A 15,486-nucleotide genomic window follows, 5' to 3' on the forward strand; every position below is an offset into this window, starting at 1 on the left:
TCAGATGATCGGCGTTGCCCTGCTCGGGGCGACCGGCTCTATCGGTGCGAGTACGCTGGCGGTTTTGCGTCAGCATCGCGATCGCTTCCGGCTGGTTGCCGTGGCGGTGCGTTCGAACTGGGAGGCGTTGCTCCCCATCATTGCCGAGTTTGGGCCACAAGTCTGCGCGATTGAAGATGAACAGGCTGCACTCTCGCTTTCTGCGGCGATGTCTCGTCATCATCCGCGGGTAGAAGTGGTTGCCGGACGGGACGCTGCAAGCATCGCTGCGACTTGCGCTGGTGCGCAATTAGTCGTGGCCGGCATATCAGGCTTCGCAGGCCTTCCCTCAACGTGGGCGGCCGTTGCTGCTGGCAAGCAAGTGCTGCTGGCGAACAAGGAGGCGTTGGTCGCTTCCGGTAATTTGCTGCTGAACATGGCACGGCAATCGGGAGCGAATGTCTTGCCCATTGACAGCGAACACAACGCCGCCTATCAGTGCGCCAACGGCCTGCATTGTGACAAGTCGCGTGTTCGGGCAATTACGCTGACGGCGTCGGGTGGCCCCTTCCGACAGCGCTCGCTGGAGTCATTTGCTTCGATCACGCCGGAGGAGGCGTGCAAGCACCCGACGTGGTCCATGGGGCGCAAGATTTCAGTGGACTCGGCAACGCTGATGAACAAGGGCCTTGAGGTGATCGAGGCGTCGCTGTTGTTTGATCGCCCTGCGTCCGATGTTCACGTGCTGATCCATCCGACCAGCACCGTGCACGCACTGGTCGAATTCGTAGACGGATCGATTCTGGCTCACCTTGGACCGGCCGACATGCAGGTGCCGATTGCACATGCCCTTGCGCAGGCGGCATCCAATCTCGGCACGCAAATTGAGCGACTGCCACTAGACGTTCCGCCGCTGTCACTCAGCGCGCTCGGCGCCCTCCAGTTCTTCGACGTCGAGCCGCAACGCTTTCCTGCGCTGGGGCTTGCCTATGCGGCGCTGCGGCAAGGGCAAGGGGCATGTCTGGCATTGAACGCTGCCAACGAAGTTGCAGTGGCCGCATTTCTGTCGGGCGAGTTGCGTTATACGGACGTCGTGCCAGTGGTGGCAGACAGCATGGCGCGCGCTGATCTAACCAATCCGGGCGACATCAATGAGGTATTCGCCCGAGATGTCGGTGTCAGGGCGATTGCCGGCGATCTGGTGGCGGCGCGGAGGACGGCCTGATGGCGCTGTTTGGCAGTTCGATTGCGGGTTTTCTGCTGGCGGTCGCCATTCTGGTCACCATCCACGAACTGGGGCACTACCTCGCGGCGCGGTGGTGCGGTGTGCGGGTACTGCGATTTTCCGTTGGCTTCGGCCCGGTCTTGCTGAAGTGGACTGGACGGCGCAGTATTTTTGCGGGGACCGAGTTTGCCGTGTCCGCGATTCCGCTCGGGGGGTATGTGCGCATGCTTGATACCCGCGATCCGGAGGCCACGGCCATGGTATCGAACTTCGTGGACGCCTTTGACCGGCAGCCTATCTGGAAGCGATCATTCATCGTTGCCGCTGGCCCGTTGGCCAACTTCGTGCTTGCCTTCGTCCTTTACGCAGTGGCATTGTCAGCGCCTGATCGGGACTTGCAGGCAGTAGTTGCTGCGCCCGATGCAGGCACACCAGCTTACACAGCGGGCGTGAGGGGTGGTATGCGCATCACCCGCGTCAACGATCGCGAAGTGGCGCATTGGGGAGACATCCGCTGGCAACTGCTGACGCACGTTTTCGACGACCAGCTCGCGCTGGTGGTTGACGACAATGGTATCGAACGCACGCTATCACTGCAGCGTTCACACGATCAGCCGTTGACGCCAGAAAGCATCGGCAACCGGCTGGCAGGCTGGGGGCTGAGCTTTGACCAGCCGGCGATGATCGGGCGCGTTGTCGCCGGCGGGCCAGCAGAGCGCGCCGGTTTGCTGGTCGGCGATGTGGTTGTTGCAGCGGATGGTGCGGCCATTCGGCAGTGGAATCAGCTGACTCGGGCGGTTCAGGCGCGCCCGGACACACCGGTCGTGCTCACGATCGATCGTCGGGGCTATCGTCAGGATTTCACCGTGACGCCGCGTGGCGAAGCGGTCACCGGCAAGCGCATTGGACGAATCGATGTGGCAGGCGCGCCGCCGGAGATGCTCGGGCAGGAATCGGTGGTGCTGCGGCAGCGCAGCCTCGCCGCCGCAGTAACCGATGGATTGCAGCGCAGCATTGACGCAACCGTACTGACGGTGCGCGTGCTTTGGGGAATGCTGGTGGGCGACATATCGTTGCGCCAGATTTCGGGGCCGCTCACCATGGCCGAGGGGGCAGGGGTGACGCTGAAGCAGGGGGCCGTGTCATTTGCCCTCTTTCTGGCGATTGTCAGCGTGTCAATCGGGGTGCTGAACCTGCTCCCCGTGCCCATGCTGGATGGTGGACAGTTGCTATATCATCTCTTTGAAGCCATCAAGGGAGCGCCCCTTTCGGAGCGTGCTGAAGCACTCGGACAGCGCGTTGGCATCGGTTTTGTGATTGCCCTCACCGCGCTCGCGCTCTACAACGACTTTTTGCGAATCATCTCGTGACCCGTATCTCCCGCAGCATTCCGTTCTCACCGCGCCGCGTCGCTCTTGGCTTGTTCTCTGCAGGAATGCTCGGCCTGTCGGTCGCGTCGCATGCTATCGATCCGATCACGGTACGTGACATTCGGGTCGAAGGCTTGCAGCGTACGGATGCAGGCACAGTATTCAACTACCTCGGCATCAAGGTCGGTGATCGTTTCGACGACGCTGCGGCATCGGCGGCGATCAAGGCCCTGTTTGCGACCGGCTTCTTTCGTGATGTGCGAATTGAGGTTCAGGATAACGTCGTTATCGTCTCGGTCGTCGAGCGACCGACCATCGCCTCGATCGATATTACGGGCGCGAAGGAATTCGACAAGGATACGCTGAAGAAGGCGCTGCGGGATGCAGGGCTCTCGGAAGGTCGCATTTTTGATCGTACGACGCTGGACAAGGCGGAGCAGGAGATCAAGAAGCAGTACCTGTCTCGCGGCCGCTATGACGTGGAAGTCACTACCACGCTGACGCCCCTGGAGCGCAATCGCACGGGCGTGTCGATCGTGGTGAAGGAAGGCGAAGTCGCCCGCATTGAGTCGATCAATATTGTCGGCGCCAGTGCAATCCCCGAGAAGACATTGTTGTCCGAGATCCAGCTCACCACTGGCGGCTGGCTCTCCTGGTATACCAAGGACGATCAGTACTCGAAGCAAAAACTGCAAGCCGATCTCGAGACTATCCGCAGCTACTACACCAATCGCGGTTACCTCGAATTCAACGTCGAGTCGACGCAGGTCTCGCTGTCTCCGGACAAGACGCGGGTCTTCATCACCGTCAACATCACCGAAGGCGCGCAGTACACGGTATCGTCAATCGGCATGAGCGGCGAACTGCTGCTTTCTGAGGCCGAATTGCGGCCGCTCATTCGTGTGCAACCGGGTGAAATATTCTCCCGGACCAGGCTCGCAGACAGCGCCAAGGCGATCAGTGACCGCCTCGGCCGGGAGGGTTACGCCTTCGCCTCGGTCAACGCTGTGCCGGAGCTCGATCGCGAGAAGAGGACCGTTGCCTTCAACTTTGTCGTTGATCCGGGCCGCCGCGTTTACGTTCGTCGCATCAATGTCTCCGGCAATGCGCAGACCCGTGACGAAGTGATTCGCCGCGAGTTGCGGCAACTCGAAGCGTCCTGGTACGACCAGAGCAAGATTCAGCGATCCAAGGTCAGACTGGATCGTCTTGGCTTCTTCTCCGAGGTGACGCTTGACAATCAGCCGGTGCCTGGCGCGAGCGATCAGGTTGACATCGACGTTGCAGTGACCGAAAAGAACACCGGTAGCCTGAACGCTGGCGCCGGATATTCGAGCGCTGACAAGTTGGTGCTGACGGCCTCCATTTCCCAGAACAACGTACTGGGTACCGGAAATTCGCTTGCGCTGCAGGTAAACACCAGCCGCACGTCAAAGACCGCAGTGATGTCTTACACCAATCCATACTGGACTCCGGATGGTGTGAGTCGTGGCATTGATTTGTATCGCCGCACCTATGACCCGACTACCACCGGTGTAGGCAGCTACGTGCTCGGTACCTATGGCGCTGGTCTTCGCTTTGGCATCCCGATCAGCGAGACCGACAGCATCAGCGCCGGTGTAACGGCTGAAAACTCCAACCTCAAGCTGTATCCCGGCCTGAGTCCGCAACGATTCTTCGATTTCGCCAACGAGTTTGGCTACAACAACAACACCTACAAGGTCTCGTCGGGCTGGGCGCGCGATACCCGGGACAGCCTGACCTACCCCACTCGTGGATGGCTGCAGAGTGTGGGCGTCGAAGCCACGCTGCCGGTGACCAACCTCAAGTTCTACAAGCTGAGCTATCAGGGTCAGGCGTTCCTCCCGATCTATGCGGACTTTGTTTATGGTCTGAACGTCGAGCTCGGTTTTGCCAATGGTTATGGCGGCCGCTCGCTGCCGTTCTTCCAGAACTACTACGGCGGCGGCGTCGGTTCGGTGCGGGGTTACGAAACGAATTCGCTGGGTCCGCGGGAGGCTGTGACGTCCTCTGTGACGACCAACCCTGACGGTACGACCTCATCAACGACGTCGTACACCGGAAACGCGACTGGTGGCCGGCGCAAGTTCACGATGAACAACGAGATACTGTTCCCGTTCCCGGGTACCAAGAACGACAAATCGGTGCGCGGTTCGTTCTTCTTCGATGCGGGTCAGATCTACGACAAGGGTGATCCGCTGCAAAAGGACAACGAGCGGGTGCACTTCTCGGCGGGTTTTGCGGTGGCGTGGCAGTCGCCCATCGGTGCGCTGAAATTCAGCTACGCGATTCCATTGGCAAGCAAACCGGGCGACAAGACGCAACGGTTCCAGTTCCAGGTCGGCACGCTGTTCTAGGAGTTGAAGGCGATGCAGAAAAAATCCATGTTGAAACGATGGCTCGCAGCCTTTGCGTCGCTGGCCGTTATCGGGCTTTCGACAGCAGTTGCGACGGCTCAGACGGGGGCCGTACGTACGCCAGACATCAAGATCGGCGTGGTCAATACCGAAAAGCTGCTCAAGGAGTCGGCGCCGGCGCAACGTGCCTTCAAGAAGCTTGAGCGTGAGTTTGCAACGCGGCAGGCGGACGTTGAACGCACCGCGAAGAAGTTTCGCGATCTGTCGACGGCTTTTGAAAAGGATCAGTTGACCTTGTCCGACGCTGATCGTCGTAACCGCCAGCGTGAGCTGGAGGTTCTGAGTCGCGATCTGCAGCGCGCCCAGCGCGAGCTGCGCGAGGACGAGAACCTGCGACGCAATGAAGAGCTCGCCGCCCTGCAGGATCGTCTGCAGAAGGCTATTCAGCAAATCGCCGAAGCGGAGAAGTTTGATCTGATCCTGCAGGAGGCGGTCTACATCAGCGCCCGAATCGACATCACAGATCGTGTGCTGAAAGCCCTCGCCGATAAGTAGGTATCGCATGGGCCGTGCAGTCGCTCAGCCTCTGGCGACCGGACAGATTGCTGAAAAACTTGATTGCACGCTGCGCGGTGACGCTACGGTAATGGTGCGCTCTGTTGCCGCGCTGGATAGTGCGGTCGACGGTGATCTTGCATTTTTCTCTGACAACAAGCACCGCCGTGCTGCGCATGCGTCTGCTGCATCGATCCTGATTGCACGCAGTGCGGATGCGGATGAACTGGCCCGCAGCCCGCTTGGTCCCCGGGTGCTACTGCTGCATCCAGCGCCCCACCTTGCATTCGCCGGGGCGCTCGAGCTTCTGTTTCCCGCGATCACGTTGGTGCCAGGCGTTGCAGCCTCCGCCGTCGTCCATGCCACGGCGGAGGTCCGTGGCGCCAAGATTGGTGATATGGCGACAGTGGGCGCCGGATCACGGGTTGGTGTCGGTACCTCCGTCGCCAGCCACTGCAGCATCGGCGACAATGTTGTCATCGGTACTGATTGCGTCATCCATGCAGGTGTGCGCATTGGTTCCGGGACCAAAATTGGTGATCGCTGCGTTATTCAGAGTGGCGCGGTCATTGGCTCCGACGGTTTTGGCTTTCAACCGACACGGCAGGGCTGGCAGAAAGTACAGCAGGTGGGGTTTGTCGTCATCGGCAACGACGTGGAAATCGGCGCCAACACGACCATTGACCGGGGTGCGATCGACGATACGGTCATTGGCAATGGGGTCAAGATAGACAATCTCGTGCAGATTGGACACAACTGCCGCATTGGCGATCACACCGCGATTGCCGGTTGCGTCGGCATTGCTGGCAGCGCAATCATCGGCGCTCGCTGCATGCTGGGTGGCGCGGCGATGGTGAATGGCCACCTGAGCATCTGCGATGATGTCGTCGTGTCGGGTGGCACCCTGGTGGCGGCGTCGATCAACACGCCCGGCCGCTACACCGGTGTTTTCCCTTCGACTGAGCACCGCACCTGGACAAAAATCGCGGCCGGACTGCGACGTAGCGCCCGTTAGGGTGTAACAGTCGCCGCCTCGCTGGGCAGATTTGCGAAAATTCAGCGCATGACTGAATCCGCCACCCCAAATACGCCGCTGTTCGAAGTCACCCAGATCCGGGAGCTGCTTCCGCATCGCTACCCGTTCCTGCTGGTCGATCGCGTTTTGTCACTGGTCCCCGGTAAGTCAGTGCGGGCGATCAAGAACGTGACGATCAACGAGCCGTTCTTTCAGGGCCACTTTCCGGGCAAGCCGGTCATGCCGGGAGTTTTGATCATCGAAGCAATGGCTCAGGCGGCTGGCGTGCTGGCGTTCAAATCGGTGCCACCTGCACCGGACAATCGCCAGCAGATCGTCTATCTGGCCGGCATCGACGGTGCACGTTTCAAGCGCATGGTCATTCCCGGCGATCAACTGGTGCTGGAAGCCGACGTTGATCGCATCGTTCGCAACATCGGCAAGTTCCGCTGCCGCGCGCTCGTTGATGGCCAGCTCGCTGCCGAGGCGCTGCTGATGGCCGCTTTGCAGGTGGCCTGATGGCGCACGTTCATGCGCTCTCGATGGTCCATCCGGATGCGAAACTCGCGCCTGATGTTGAGGTGGGCCCGTTCTGCACGATTGGCGCCGGCGTGACGATCGGCGCCGGCTCGAAGCTCGTCTCCCACGTTGTGATCGATGGCCACACCACCATCGGTGGTGGCAATGTCTTCTATCCGTTTTGCTCCATTGGTCTGGCCTCACAGGACAAGAAGTACGCCAACGAACCGACTCGGGTCGTCATCGGCGACAGCAACGTCTTTCGTGAGAACTGCACGGTGCACCGTGGAACGGTGCAGGACAAGGGGCTCACCAGCATCGGCTCGCGTGGTCTGTTCATGGCCTCGGCGCACGTGGCTCACGATTGCGTGGTTGGCGATGACGTCATTCTCGCCAACGCGGCGACCCTCGGTGGTCATGTACGCGTTGGTAACTGGGCCATTCTTGGCGGACTCGCTGGCGTCCACCAGTTCTGCCGCGTGGGGGAACATGCGATGGTTGGTGGTGCCTCCTGCGTGCTGCAGGATGTCGCTCCCTATGTTCTTGGGCAGGGCAATCCGTTCAGCCTCAGCACGGTCAATGCCGAGGGGCTGAAGCGGCGCGGCTTTTCGCCGGAAGCGATTGCTGCCGTGCGCAATGCCTATAAGACTGTCTTCCGCAATAACCTCACCTTGAAGGAAGCCATTGCGGTGCTGGAGGCGGAGCAGGGCACGGCAAGCGACGAAATCCGTGCCGCGCTGCATCCGTTGCTGAGCTTTCTGCAAACACCTGGCCGGGGGCTTGCGCGCTAGTCGATGTCGGACGTTGTTATCGTCGCCGGGGAGACCTCGGGCGACCAGTTGGCCGCAGATCTCGTCGAACGTGTCCGGCGCGTTGATCCTTCGGTGCGGTTTCACGGCATCGCCGGGCCACGCATGCGCGCTGCCGGCGTCAGCACCTGGATCGACTCGGAAACGCTCGCCGTCCGCGGCTATGCCGAGGTGCTGGCGGCGTTGCCGCGTATCTTGCGCGCCAAACGGGCGTTGTTGCAGCAAACGCTGGACAAACGTCCTGCCTTATATATCGGCGTCGATGCGCCAGACTTCAATTTGCGTGTCGAACGTGAACTGAAGGCGCACGGTATCCGCACGCTGCACTTTGTCTGCCCATCGTTCTGGGCCTGGCGACCGGAGCGGGCAGCGCGCTTCCGCGACTCTGCGGATCATGTCTTGTGTCTGTTCCCGTTCGAACCAGCACTCCTGGCGCAGCACCAGGTGCCGGCGACATTTGTTGGACATCCGCTCGCAACGGCGCCATTGCGTCATGCCGATCGCGAACGTCTTCGTCGCAAACTGGAGCACCATGACGCACCCGCCGGTGCGCCGCTGATTGCCGTTCTACCCGGTTCGCGCGTTGACGAGATTGATCGCCACGCCGAATTGTTTGTGGCTGTGATGAAGCGGCTGTCAAACCGGTTTGTCGGGGCGCGATTCGTAGTTCCGCTCGTCACGCGCGAAACACGGGAACGTTTCGAAAATGTCCTTTGGCGCGATGCCGAGGCGTTGGTGCCGCAGGTACAGCTGCTGTTCGGGCATGCCGACTTCGCCCTCCGCGCGGCCGACGTCGCTCTGGTGGCATCGGGCACGGCGACGCTTGAGGCAGCCATGCTGGGTGTGCCACAGGTGGTCAGCTACCGAGTCAGCGCGCTGACGGCGATGATCGTGCGCCGCAAGCTGAAGAGCCCTTATGTATCGCTGCCAAACATTCTCGCCAATGATTGGTGCGTGCCAGAGCTGTTGCAGGAGGCAGCCACCGAAGATGCGCTGGATAGCGCCCTGAGCTGCCTGATCGCACAGCCGCGCCTGGCGGGCACCATGCGCGATGCCTATGCCCGGATGGGCGATGCCCTGCGGCCGCCGGCTTTGCCTGATTCGGACCCGCTCGCCAACGCGGTTCTTGCCGAAATTCGTTGGTCCCGCCGATGACGCTGCTTTGCGGTGTTGACGAGGCTGGGCGCGGTCCGCTGGCGGGTCCGGTGTTCGCGGCGGCGGTTGTGCTCGGGCCGACCGCCGAGATAGACGGCATCGCCGACTCGAAGAAGCTTTCTGCCGCGCGACGAGATGCGCTGGCACCCCTGATTCGCGAGCAGGCGCAAGCTTGGGCGATTGCATCAGCCAGTGTGGCTGAAATCGACAGCATGAATATTCTGCAAGCCACCATGCTGGCGATGTTTCGGGCGGTGTCGCAGTTGCCGCCGGCTTGCCTGCAGCGCATCGTTATCGATGGCACCACCGTGCCGCGCGATTTGCGACCGTGGGCGCAGCAACGCGGAGTCGTGGTCGTGGCGCAAGCGCGCGCAGATGCCGACGTGCGTGAGGTCAGTGCGGCGTCGATTCTGGCCAAGACGGCGCGTGACGCCTACATGCTGGACGTACACGCCCGCTATCCGCAGTACGCCTTCGACCAGCACAAGGGCTATGGCACGGCGGCACATATGGCGGCGCTGGGCGCGCACGGCCCCTGCCCCGAGCACCGGCGCAGCTTCGCACCGGTCGCACAGTGGCAACTGCTCTAGTCAGCTCAGACTGACAAACTTGCTGTTGTGAAAGATCAGCGGCTGACCGTCATGCGTCGTGGCCCGTAGCACCTCGCCGACGAACAGCTCGTGGTCACCGACGCGATAGTCGTTGACCTTGCGGCAAACGAAATGCGCCAATGCGTGGCGGATCAGCGGTGGCGTGTTGGCCGCCTCAATCAGCTCGACACCTTCAAAGCGGTCCGGCACCCGGCTGGCAAAGCGTCGCGCGATGGCCTCCTGATCAGCAGCCAGCACGCTGACGCAGAAGGTCTGGGCGTCAACAAAAGCGCGGTGCAGGCCCGAGTTGACGCGCAGGCTCCACTGCACCAGCGGCGGGTCGAGCGAGACCGAGCCGAACGAATTGGCGGTCATGCCAACCGGGTTGCCGGATTCGTCAAGCGTAGTGATGACAGTGACGCCGGTCGCAAAGCTCGCAAAAGCATGACGCAGCGCAAGGGGATCGAGATGGGGGGACGTGTGAGGCATGCAAGGCTGAACAGGCTCACATACACTAGGACGCATTCCTCTTCGTGTGTCGAACCCAAGCCTTAATTATGAAGCCTTCGATTCCCCTACTTGCCGTAATGTCGCTAGCTGCAGGGCTGGCATCGCCCCATGCGACCGCACAGATCAAGATTGGCGCCATGGTGTCGGCGACGGGGCCTACGTCCGCCATCGGCATCCCCCAGCGCAATACCGTCTCCCTGTTGCCCTCCAGCGTGGCGGGTCAGACCATCGAGTACATCACGCTTGATGATGGCGGCGACACGACGCGTGCAGTGCAGAACGCCAAGCAGTTGATCCAGCAGCACAAGGTTGACGCAATCATCGGCCCATCGACAACGCCCAACGCGCTCGCGATCCTGCCGATCATTGCTGAGGCCAAGGTGCCGCTGGTCAGTACCGTTGGCTCGCAGGCGGTGGTCGAGCCGCAGGATGCCACCAAGCGCTGGGTATTCAAAACAACGCAGAACGACGACCTGATTGCCGAGGCGCTGGTCTCGCACATGGTTCGCGCCAAGGTCAAGCGGGTCGGCTATATCGGCTTCAATGACCCGTTTGGCGAAGGCTTTCTGAAGCTACTGCCCGGTCTTTTGACCAAGAACAGGATCGAACTGGTCGCCACGGAGAAGTACGCGCGCACCGATCAGTCGGTCACTGGTCAGGCACTGAAATTGATCGCGGCCAAGCCAGATGCCGTATTCGTCGCGGCCGTCGGCGGGCCGGCCGTGCTGCCGCAGGCCACGCTGCGCGATCAGGGTTACAAGGGCTTCATCTATCAGACGCACGCCATTGCGACGCAGGATTTCATCAAGATCGGTGGTGCCAAGGTCGAGGGCACCGTGCTTGCTGCCGGCGGCATGCTGGTGTTCGACGAGATGAGCGACGCCAATCCGATCAAGAATGTCACCGCCCGCTACATCCGCGCCTATGAAAAGGTCTACGGTAATCGGCCCGCAACCTTCGGTGCCAATACTTACGACTCCGGCATCCTGCTGCAATACGCCATCCCCGACGCGCTGAAGAAGGGCGCGCCTGGCACGGAGGCATTCCGCACAGCGCTGCGCGACTCACTGGAAGCGCAAAAGGAAATCGTCGGCTGCCAAGGCATCTTCAACATTACGCCCGCCAATCACAATGGCATGGACAAGCGCGCCCGTGACCTGATCACCATCAAGGACGGCAAGTTCCGTCTGCTGGGCGAGAGCAAGGTCGCACTCTAGAAGTCTGCCGGACGTTGGGTCGCGCAGCGGTGTCGGCGCCCGGCAACGCACACCGGGTGCGAAGATTTGTTTCAATGGAGCACGCATGAAGTACAACCGTCTCGGCCAGAGCAATCTTCGCGTATCGGCGCTTTGCCTTGGCACCATGATGTTTGGCGATCAGACCGATGCCATGGAGTCGATGCGCATCGTCGATTTCGCGCGCGAGAAGGGCGTCAATTTCATCGACACGGCCGATGTTTATTCGCTCGGACGCAGCGAGGAGTTCACCGGCAGTGCGATTCGTGGCGACCGCGACTGGTGGGTGCTCGCCACCAAGGTCGGCAACCGGATGAACACCGACGCCAGCGTGCCCAACCAGGATCGCTACTCGCGCAAATGGCTGCTGCGCGAGTGCGATGCCTCGCTCAAGCGGCTTGGTACCGATTACATCGATATCTACTACCTGCACCGCGACTTTGAAGAAGACAACCTCGCCGAAGTTGTTTCGGGTCTGGGTGACCTGATCCGCAGCGGCCGGATTCGCTACTTTGGTGTATCCAACTTCCGCGCCTGGCGCATCGCGGAAGTGGTGGCCGAGTGCAAGCGGCAGGGCGTTCCACTGCCTGCCGTTTGCCAGCCGTATTACAACCTGCTCAACCGTTTGCCGGAGGTGGAGATCCTGCCCGCCTGTGGCTTCCACGGCCTTGGCGTGGCGCCGTATAGCCCGATCGCCCGTGGTGTGCTCACCGGCAAGTACAAGCCGGGCGACGAGCCGCCCGCAGACAGTCGCGCCGCGCGCGCTGATCGCCGCTTCATGCAGACCGAGTGGCGGCCGGAATCGCTGGTGATTGCGCAAAAGCTGGAGTGGCACGCCAAGGCTAAAGGCTTCTCGCTGGTGCAGTTCGCCACCGCGTGGGTGCTGGCGAACCGTTTTGTCACCAGCGTGATCACCGGGCCCAAATCGCAGGCCCAGTTTGAGCCTTATTTCGGCGCACTGGATTACCCATGGGGTGAGGAGGACGAAGAAATCGTCGATTCACTGGTGCCGAAAGGGCATCCGTCAACCCCCGGCTACCATGATCCTGCGTATCCGTTTGTCGGACGCTAGTTCTGCAGGCCAGTCACGCCGCATTGCGTTGCCAGGTACTGTCGCAAATCTGTCCAGGTACGCCGCGGTGCATTGGCAGGGAAGTTCAAACCGGCAACTACGCGGCTGTCGCGTAGACCGGCAGCGATTCGCAGGTGAATCGCTGCATCGGTCAGCGCGGTATTGAGGCCGTCGCCGTCAATATCCAGCATGCAATACGGTGATGCTGGCGCGCATAGCGAACGCAGGTAGGTGTCGATAGCGCTCCAGTTGTTGCGTGTTGCGCTGGCCGGGAACGTGATGCCTGTCGTTTTTGCGGTGTCCGGTACGCCCAACGCGATGCGCAGATGCAACAGCGCGTCGGTGGTCGCCAACACTTGCCCATCGCCGTCAAGGTCGAGCGTGCAAAGCACCGGTGGCGACGGTTCACCTTCGAAGCGTGCGAAGCAGAACACGGCTCCATTCGGATTGGGATCACCCGCAGCGCCGACGGCGCACGATGCGGTGAACAGTACCTTGCCGTCCGGCAACAGGGTGACGTTGGCGGGATATGCGTAATTGCTGTAGCGGCCGAGTGCGAAATAGTTGATGCCACCGGCAGCGAATGAGATGTCCAGCGCGCCGGCCGCCGTCAGCCGCATGAGCAGGAACTTGCCAGCGCCGAACGTGGCATTGCAGCCGCTCGTTGCGTTGAGATGACGACAGGCACCTGCCACCAGGATACGCCCATCGGCGTAGACGTCGATGCCGCCATAGCGGAACTCGGGGGCAGGTGAAATGGTGACTTTGCCGCCGATGCCGAACGTAGTGTCGAGGGCGCCGTTTGCCTGATAACGCGCGGCACAAAACGAATCCTTGAGACCGGTGCCGGCGTCGTCCGGAACGCGGCATTGTCCGGCGGCCAGCAGTCTGCCATCGGGCAACCGTTTCAGCGTATGCGGCTGATCCCACTCGGTACCGACCGGGGTGATCACGATGCCCGCCGTTCCGAACGTCGTGTCAAGCGTGCCGTTGGCGAGGTATCGGGTCAGGCAGAAGTCATAGGCGGTGAATGGCGAACCCGGTGTTGTGCGGCAGAACCCGGCGATCACCAGTCTGCCGTCCGGCAGCAGAGTTCCCGCCTGAGCCAGATCGAGGTCGTTGGCGACGATATCGGTCGCGACGAGACCGGTCCCGCCCCAGGTCGAATCGAGCTGCCCGGTGCTGGTGAGGCGGGCGATGCAAAAGGTGCTCTGGCCGTTGCAGAAGCCGATCAGGACAATACGGCCGTCGCCCTGAACGACCAGCGCGGTCAGGGTATCGCTGTTGTTGCTGTTGCCGAAATCAAGCAGGCGCTTGCCGGCGTCGCCAAAGGTGGTGTCGAGCGTGCCGTTTGTGTTGTAGCGGACGACGCAGAAGTCGCGACTGCTGCTGTCGCACCATCCGGCCAGCAGCGCCTTGCCGTCGGTCTGCAGCGCCAGTGCGAGCGCGGTGTCACTGGTGAAGCCGGTGGCAACCTGCGTGAGCGTGGATCCGGTGCCGTTGAAGCTGGCGTCCGGCGAGCCGTCGGCGTTGCGTGATGACAGGCAGAACGCCCGCGACAGGCTCGCCGAGTTGCAGTACCCACCAACGAGGAAGCGGCCGTCGCTTCGACGCACGGTTGCGCTCAGCGTGTCGTACACGGCGACCGGCGCGGCAAATACGGCCCCGGTGCCACCGCCATAGGTCAGATCCAGATCTCCCGGCAACGCTGACGCTGGCCGAATCATCAGCAGCAGCGAGAGGCAGGCAAACCATCGCGCCAGTTGCGCGGTCCGGTGTTCAATCACATCTTGCTCCAGTAAATCAATGACTGCGCTGGCAACGGTGGTTGCTACTGCGCGCGGGTCAGACATTGCGGATGGCGGTGCCGACTGTGGCGCCACTCGTGCCCGTGCGCCTGTTCTGCACGCGCCTCAACCTTTGTTCGGCTGGTGCAATCGTCAGCAAATGGTAAATTTATGCCGTTGTCATTGTTTTGGCAAGCAAGATGGCGGTTCCAACTCCAACAAGTGAGTCGGCAAGTAGTGTGCATGACGTCAAAAGCGGCACGCACGCATCAACAACCTGACGCCGAAATGACCTTTGCACAGGGCTCAGAGCCAGTAATCTGCAATAAGTCGACTTAAGATAAAAATGCACATGTAGCCCATATAAAATGGGCGTTTCGACAGAAAGCTGATAGTGCCGGCGCAATCTCGCAGGCAATTGGCTCCTGCAGGGCGTGCAGGCGTGCGAGGGTGGTTCGCTGGATGCGTCGGGGCACCGATGTCCGGCGCGCGGGCGCGGCATAAGGCAAGGCGTGCCGGAGGCTGTCCGCCGCTATCTGCCTGTCCTATACTGCGCTGAACACAGTCTGAATGGGGCAAAGTGCGATGTTCACGATTCTTGTTGCCAATCCGAAGGGCGGCGCGGGGAAGACGACCATCGCGACCAATCTGGCGGGCTATCTCGCGGGCAAACATCAGCGCGTGGTGATCCTCGACATGGATCGGCAACGATCGTCGGCGCGCTGGCTGGCGCGACGACCGCGCGGGTTTCCGGAGATTCGCGGCGCGTTGCCGGACACCGACCCGAAAATCATTCGCGACTACGCGCCGCAGTGGCTGATCGTGGACGCGCCGGCTGGTGTTCACGGCGCCCAGCTTGCTGAGCTGGTGAAGTCGGCCGATGCGGTGCTGGTCCCGGTCTCAACATCGACGTTCGACTTTGAGGCAACGGCCGACTTTCTCGCCGAACTCTCGGCGCTGAAGCCCGTGCGTGACGGCAAACGCTCGCTGGCAATCATTGGCTCCAAGGTTGACGGACGCACGGTTGCGGCGGCCGATCTTGACGCCTTTCTCGCGCCACTTTCGCTGGATGTACTGACTCATGTTCGCGATTCGCAGCTGTACGTTCATGCTGCGCGGGACGGCCTGTCAATCTTCGATCAGCCGCGATCGCGAGCGGAAGAGGCCTGGGCAGATTGGCCGCCGATATTGCACTGGCTGCAGTCGATTGTTTCCGGCAAGGCAGCGAAGTAGTCGCGAGAGTCAACGCAGTTGACCGCAAGCACCGGAACGGCGTGGCGCTGACGG

Annotated in this window: 14 protein-coding genes; 12 read left to right on the forward strand and 2 right to left on the reverse strand. The window is 61.4% G+C overall.

The genetic code is table 11. The annotated features are described in order from the left end of the window. The first annotated feature begins 4 nt into the window (after nucleotides 1-4). From dxr to FKL89_RS08275, 9 genes are all read left to right on the forward strand, one after another. The gene (gene dxr / locus FKL89_RS08235) at nucleotides 5-1,204 is read left to right on the forward strand and encodes a 1-deoxy-D-xylulose-5-phosphate reductoisomerase (RefSeq protein WP_156862303.1); all 1,200 of its coding nucleotides are present in this window, start codon (nucleotides 5-7) and stop codon (nucleotides 1,202-1,204) included. After that, entirely contained in the window at nucleotides 1,204-2,574 is a 1,371-nt protein-coding gene (rseP, locus tag FKL89_RS08240) for an RIP metalloprotease RseP (protein WP_156862304.1), read from the forward strand. Before dxr ends, rseP begins: the two co-directional genes overlap by 1 nt. A gap of 65 nt (nucleotides 2,575-2,639) precedes the next feature. Next, the gene (gene bamA / locus FKL89_RS08245) at nucleotides 2,640-4,952 is read left to right on the forward strand and encodes an outer membrane protein assembly factor BamA (protein ID WP_156864613.1); all 2,313 of its coding nucleotides are present in this window, start codon (nucleotides 2,640-2,642) and stop codon (nucleotides 4,950-4,952) included. Between the two features lie 27 nt (nucleotides 4,953-4,979). Further along, nucleotides 4,980-5,507, forward strand: coding sequence for an OmpH/Skp family outer membrane protein (locus tag FKL89_RS08250; RefSeq protein WP_238363544.1), 528 nt, complete (start codon nucleotides 4,980-4,982; stop codon nucleotides 5,505-5,507). Between the two features lie 7 nt (nucleotides 5,508-5,514). Then, nucleotides 5,515-6,522, forward strand: a complete 1,008-nt coding sequence (lpxD, locus tag FKL89_RS08255) for a UDP-3-O-(3-hydroxymyristoyl)glucosamine N-acyltransferase (protein ID WP_156862306.1) — start codon at nucleotides 5,515-5,517, stop codon at nucleotides 6,520-6,522. Between the two features lie 48 nt (nucleotides 6,523-6,570). Next, the gene (gene fabZ, locus FKL89_RS08260; protein ID WP_156862307.1) at nucleotides 6,571-7,041 is read left to right on the forward strand and encodes a 3-hydroxyacyl-ACP dehydratase FabZ; all 471 of its coding nucleotides are present in this window, start codon (nucleotides 6,571-6,573) and stop codon (nucleotides 7,039-7,041) included. Continuing rightward, nucleotides 7,041-7,832: an acyl-ACP--UDP-N-acetylglucosamine O-acyltransferase gene (lpxA, locus tag FKL89_RS08265; RefSeq protein ID WP_156862308.1), complete on the forward strand. Its 792-nt coding sequence runs from the start codon at nucleotides 7,041-7,043 to the stop codon at nucleotides 7,830-7,832. Before fabZ ends, lpxA begins: the two co-directional genes overlap by 1 nt. 3 nt (nucleotides 7,833-7,835) lie before the next feature. Beyond that, nucleotides 7,836-9,005 carry a lipid-A-disaccharide synthase gene (gene lpxB, locus FKL89_RS08270; protein ID WP_156862309.1) on the forward strand — a complete coding sequence of 390 codons (1,170 nt, stop codon included), beginning with the start codon at nucleotides 7,836-7,838 and terminating at the stop codon, nucleotides 9,003-9,005. After that, nucleotides 9,002-9,595, forward strand: a complete 594-nt coding sequence (locus tag FKL89_RS08275) for a ribonuclease HII (protein WP_156862310.1) — start codon at nucleotides 9,002-9,004, stop codon at nucleotides 9,593-9,595. Before lpxB ends, FKL89_RS08275 begins: the two co-directional genes overlap by 4 nt. On the opposite strand, the gene FKL89_RS08280 is transcribed toward FKL89_RS08275, so the two are convergent. After that, a complete protein-coding gene (locus tag FKL89_RS08280) occupies nucleotides 9,596-10,084 on the reverse strand; it encodes a flavin reductase family protein (protein ID WP_156862311.1) in 489 nt (162 codons plus the stop codon). A gap of 98 nt (nucleotides 10,085-10,182) precedes the next feature. Here FKL89_RS08280 and FKL89_RS08285 point away from each other — a divergent pair, with 98 nt between their 5' ends. Together FKL89_RS08285 and FKL89_RS08290 are read left to right on the forward strand one after the other, a co-directional pair. Beyond that, nucleotides 10,183-11,322 (forward strand): ABC transporter substrate-binding protein, encoded by a 1,140-nt coding sequence (locus FKL89_RS08285; RefSeq protein WP_238363545.1) that lies wholly within the window; start codon nucleotides 10,183-10,185, stop codon nucleotides 11,320-11,322. 85 nt (nucleotides 11,323-11,407) lie between these two features. Continuing rightward, a complete protein-coding gene (locus FKL89_RS08290; protein ID WP_156862312.1) occupies nucleotides 11,408-12,412 on the forward strand; it encodes an aldo/keto reductase in 1,005 nt (334 codons plus the stop codon). Here the strand turns inward: FKL89_RS08290 and FKL89_RS08295 are convergent. Beyond that, on the reverse strand, nucleotides 12,409-14,199 hold the full coding sequence (locus FKL89_RS08295) for an NHL repeat-containing protein (protein WP_238363546.1): 1,791 nt from the start codon (nucleotides 14,197-14,199) through the stop codon (nucleotides 12,409-12,411). The two genes, FKL89_RS08290 and FKL89_RS08295, sit on opposite strands and share 4 nt — an antisense overlap. Nucleotides 14,200-14,784: 585 nt before the next feature. Here FKL89_RS08295 and FKL89_RS08300 point away from each other — a divergent pair. Further along, entirely contained in the window at nucleotides 14,785-15,432 is a 648-nt protein-coding gene (locus tag FKL89_RS08300) for a ParA family protein (RefSeq protein ID WP_156862314.1), read from the forward strand. Nucleotides 15,433-15,486: the final 54 nt, after the last annotated feature.

Source organism: Casimicrobium huifangae (assembly GCF_009746125.1).
Taxonomy (GTDB): Bacteria; Pseudomonadota; Gammaproteobacteria; order Burkholderiales; family Casimicrobiaceae; genus Casimicrobium; species Casimicrobium huifangae.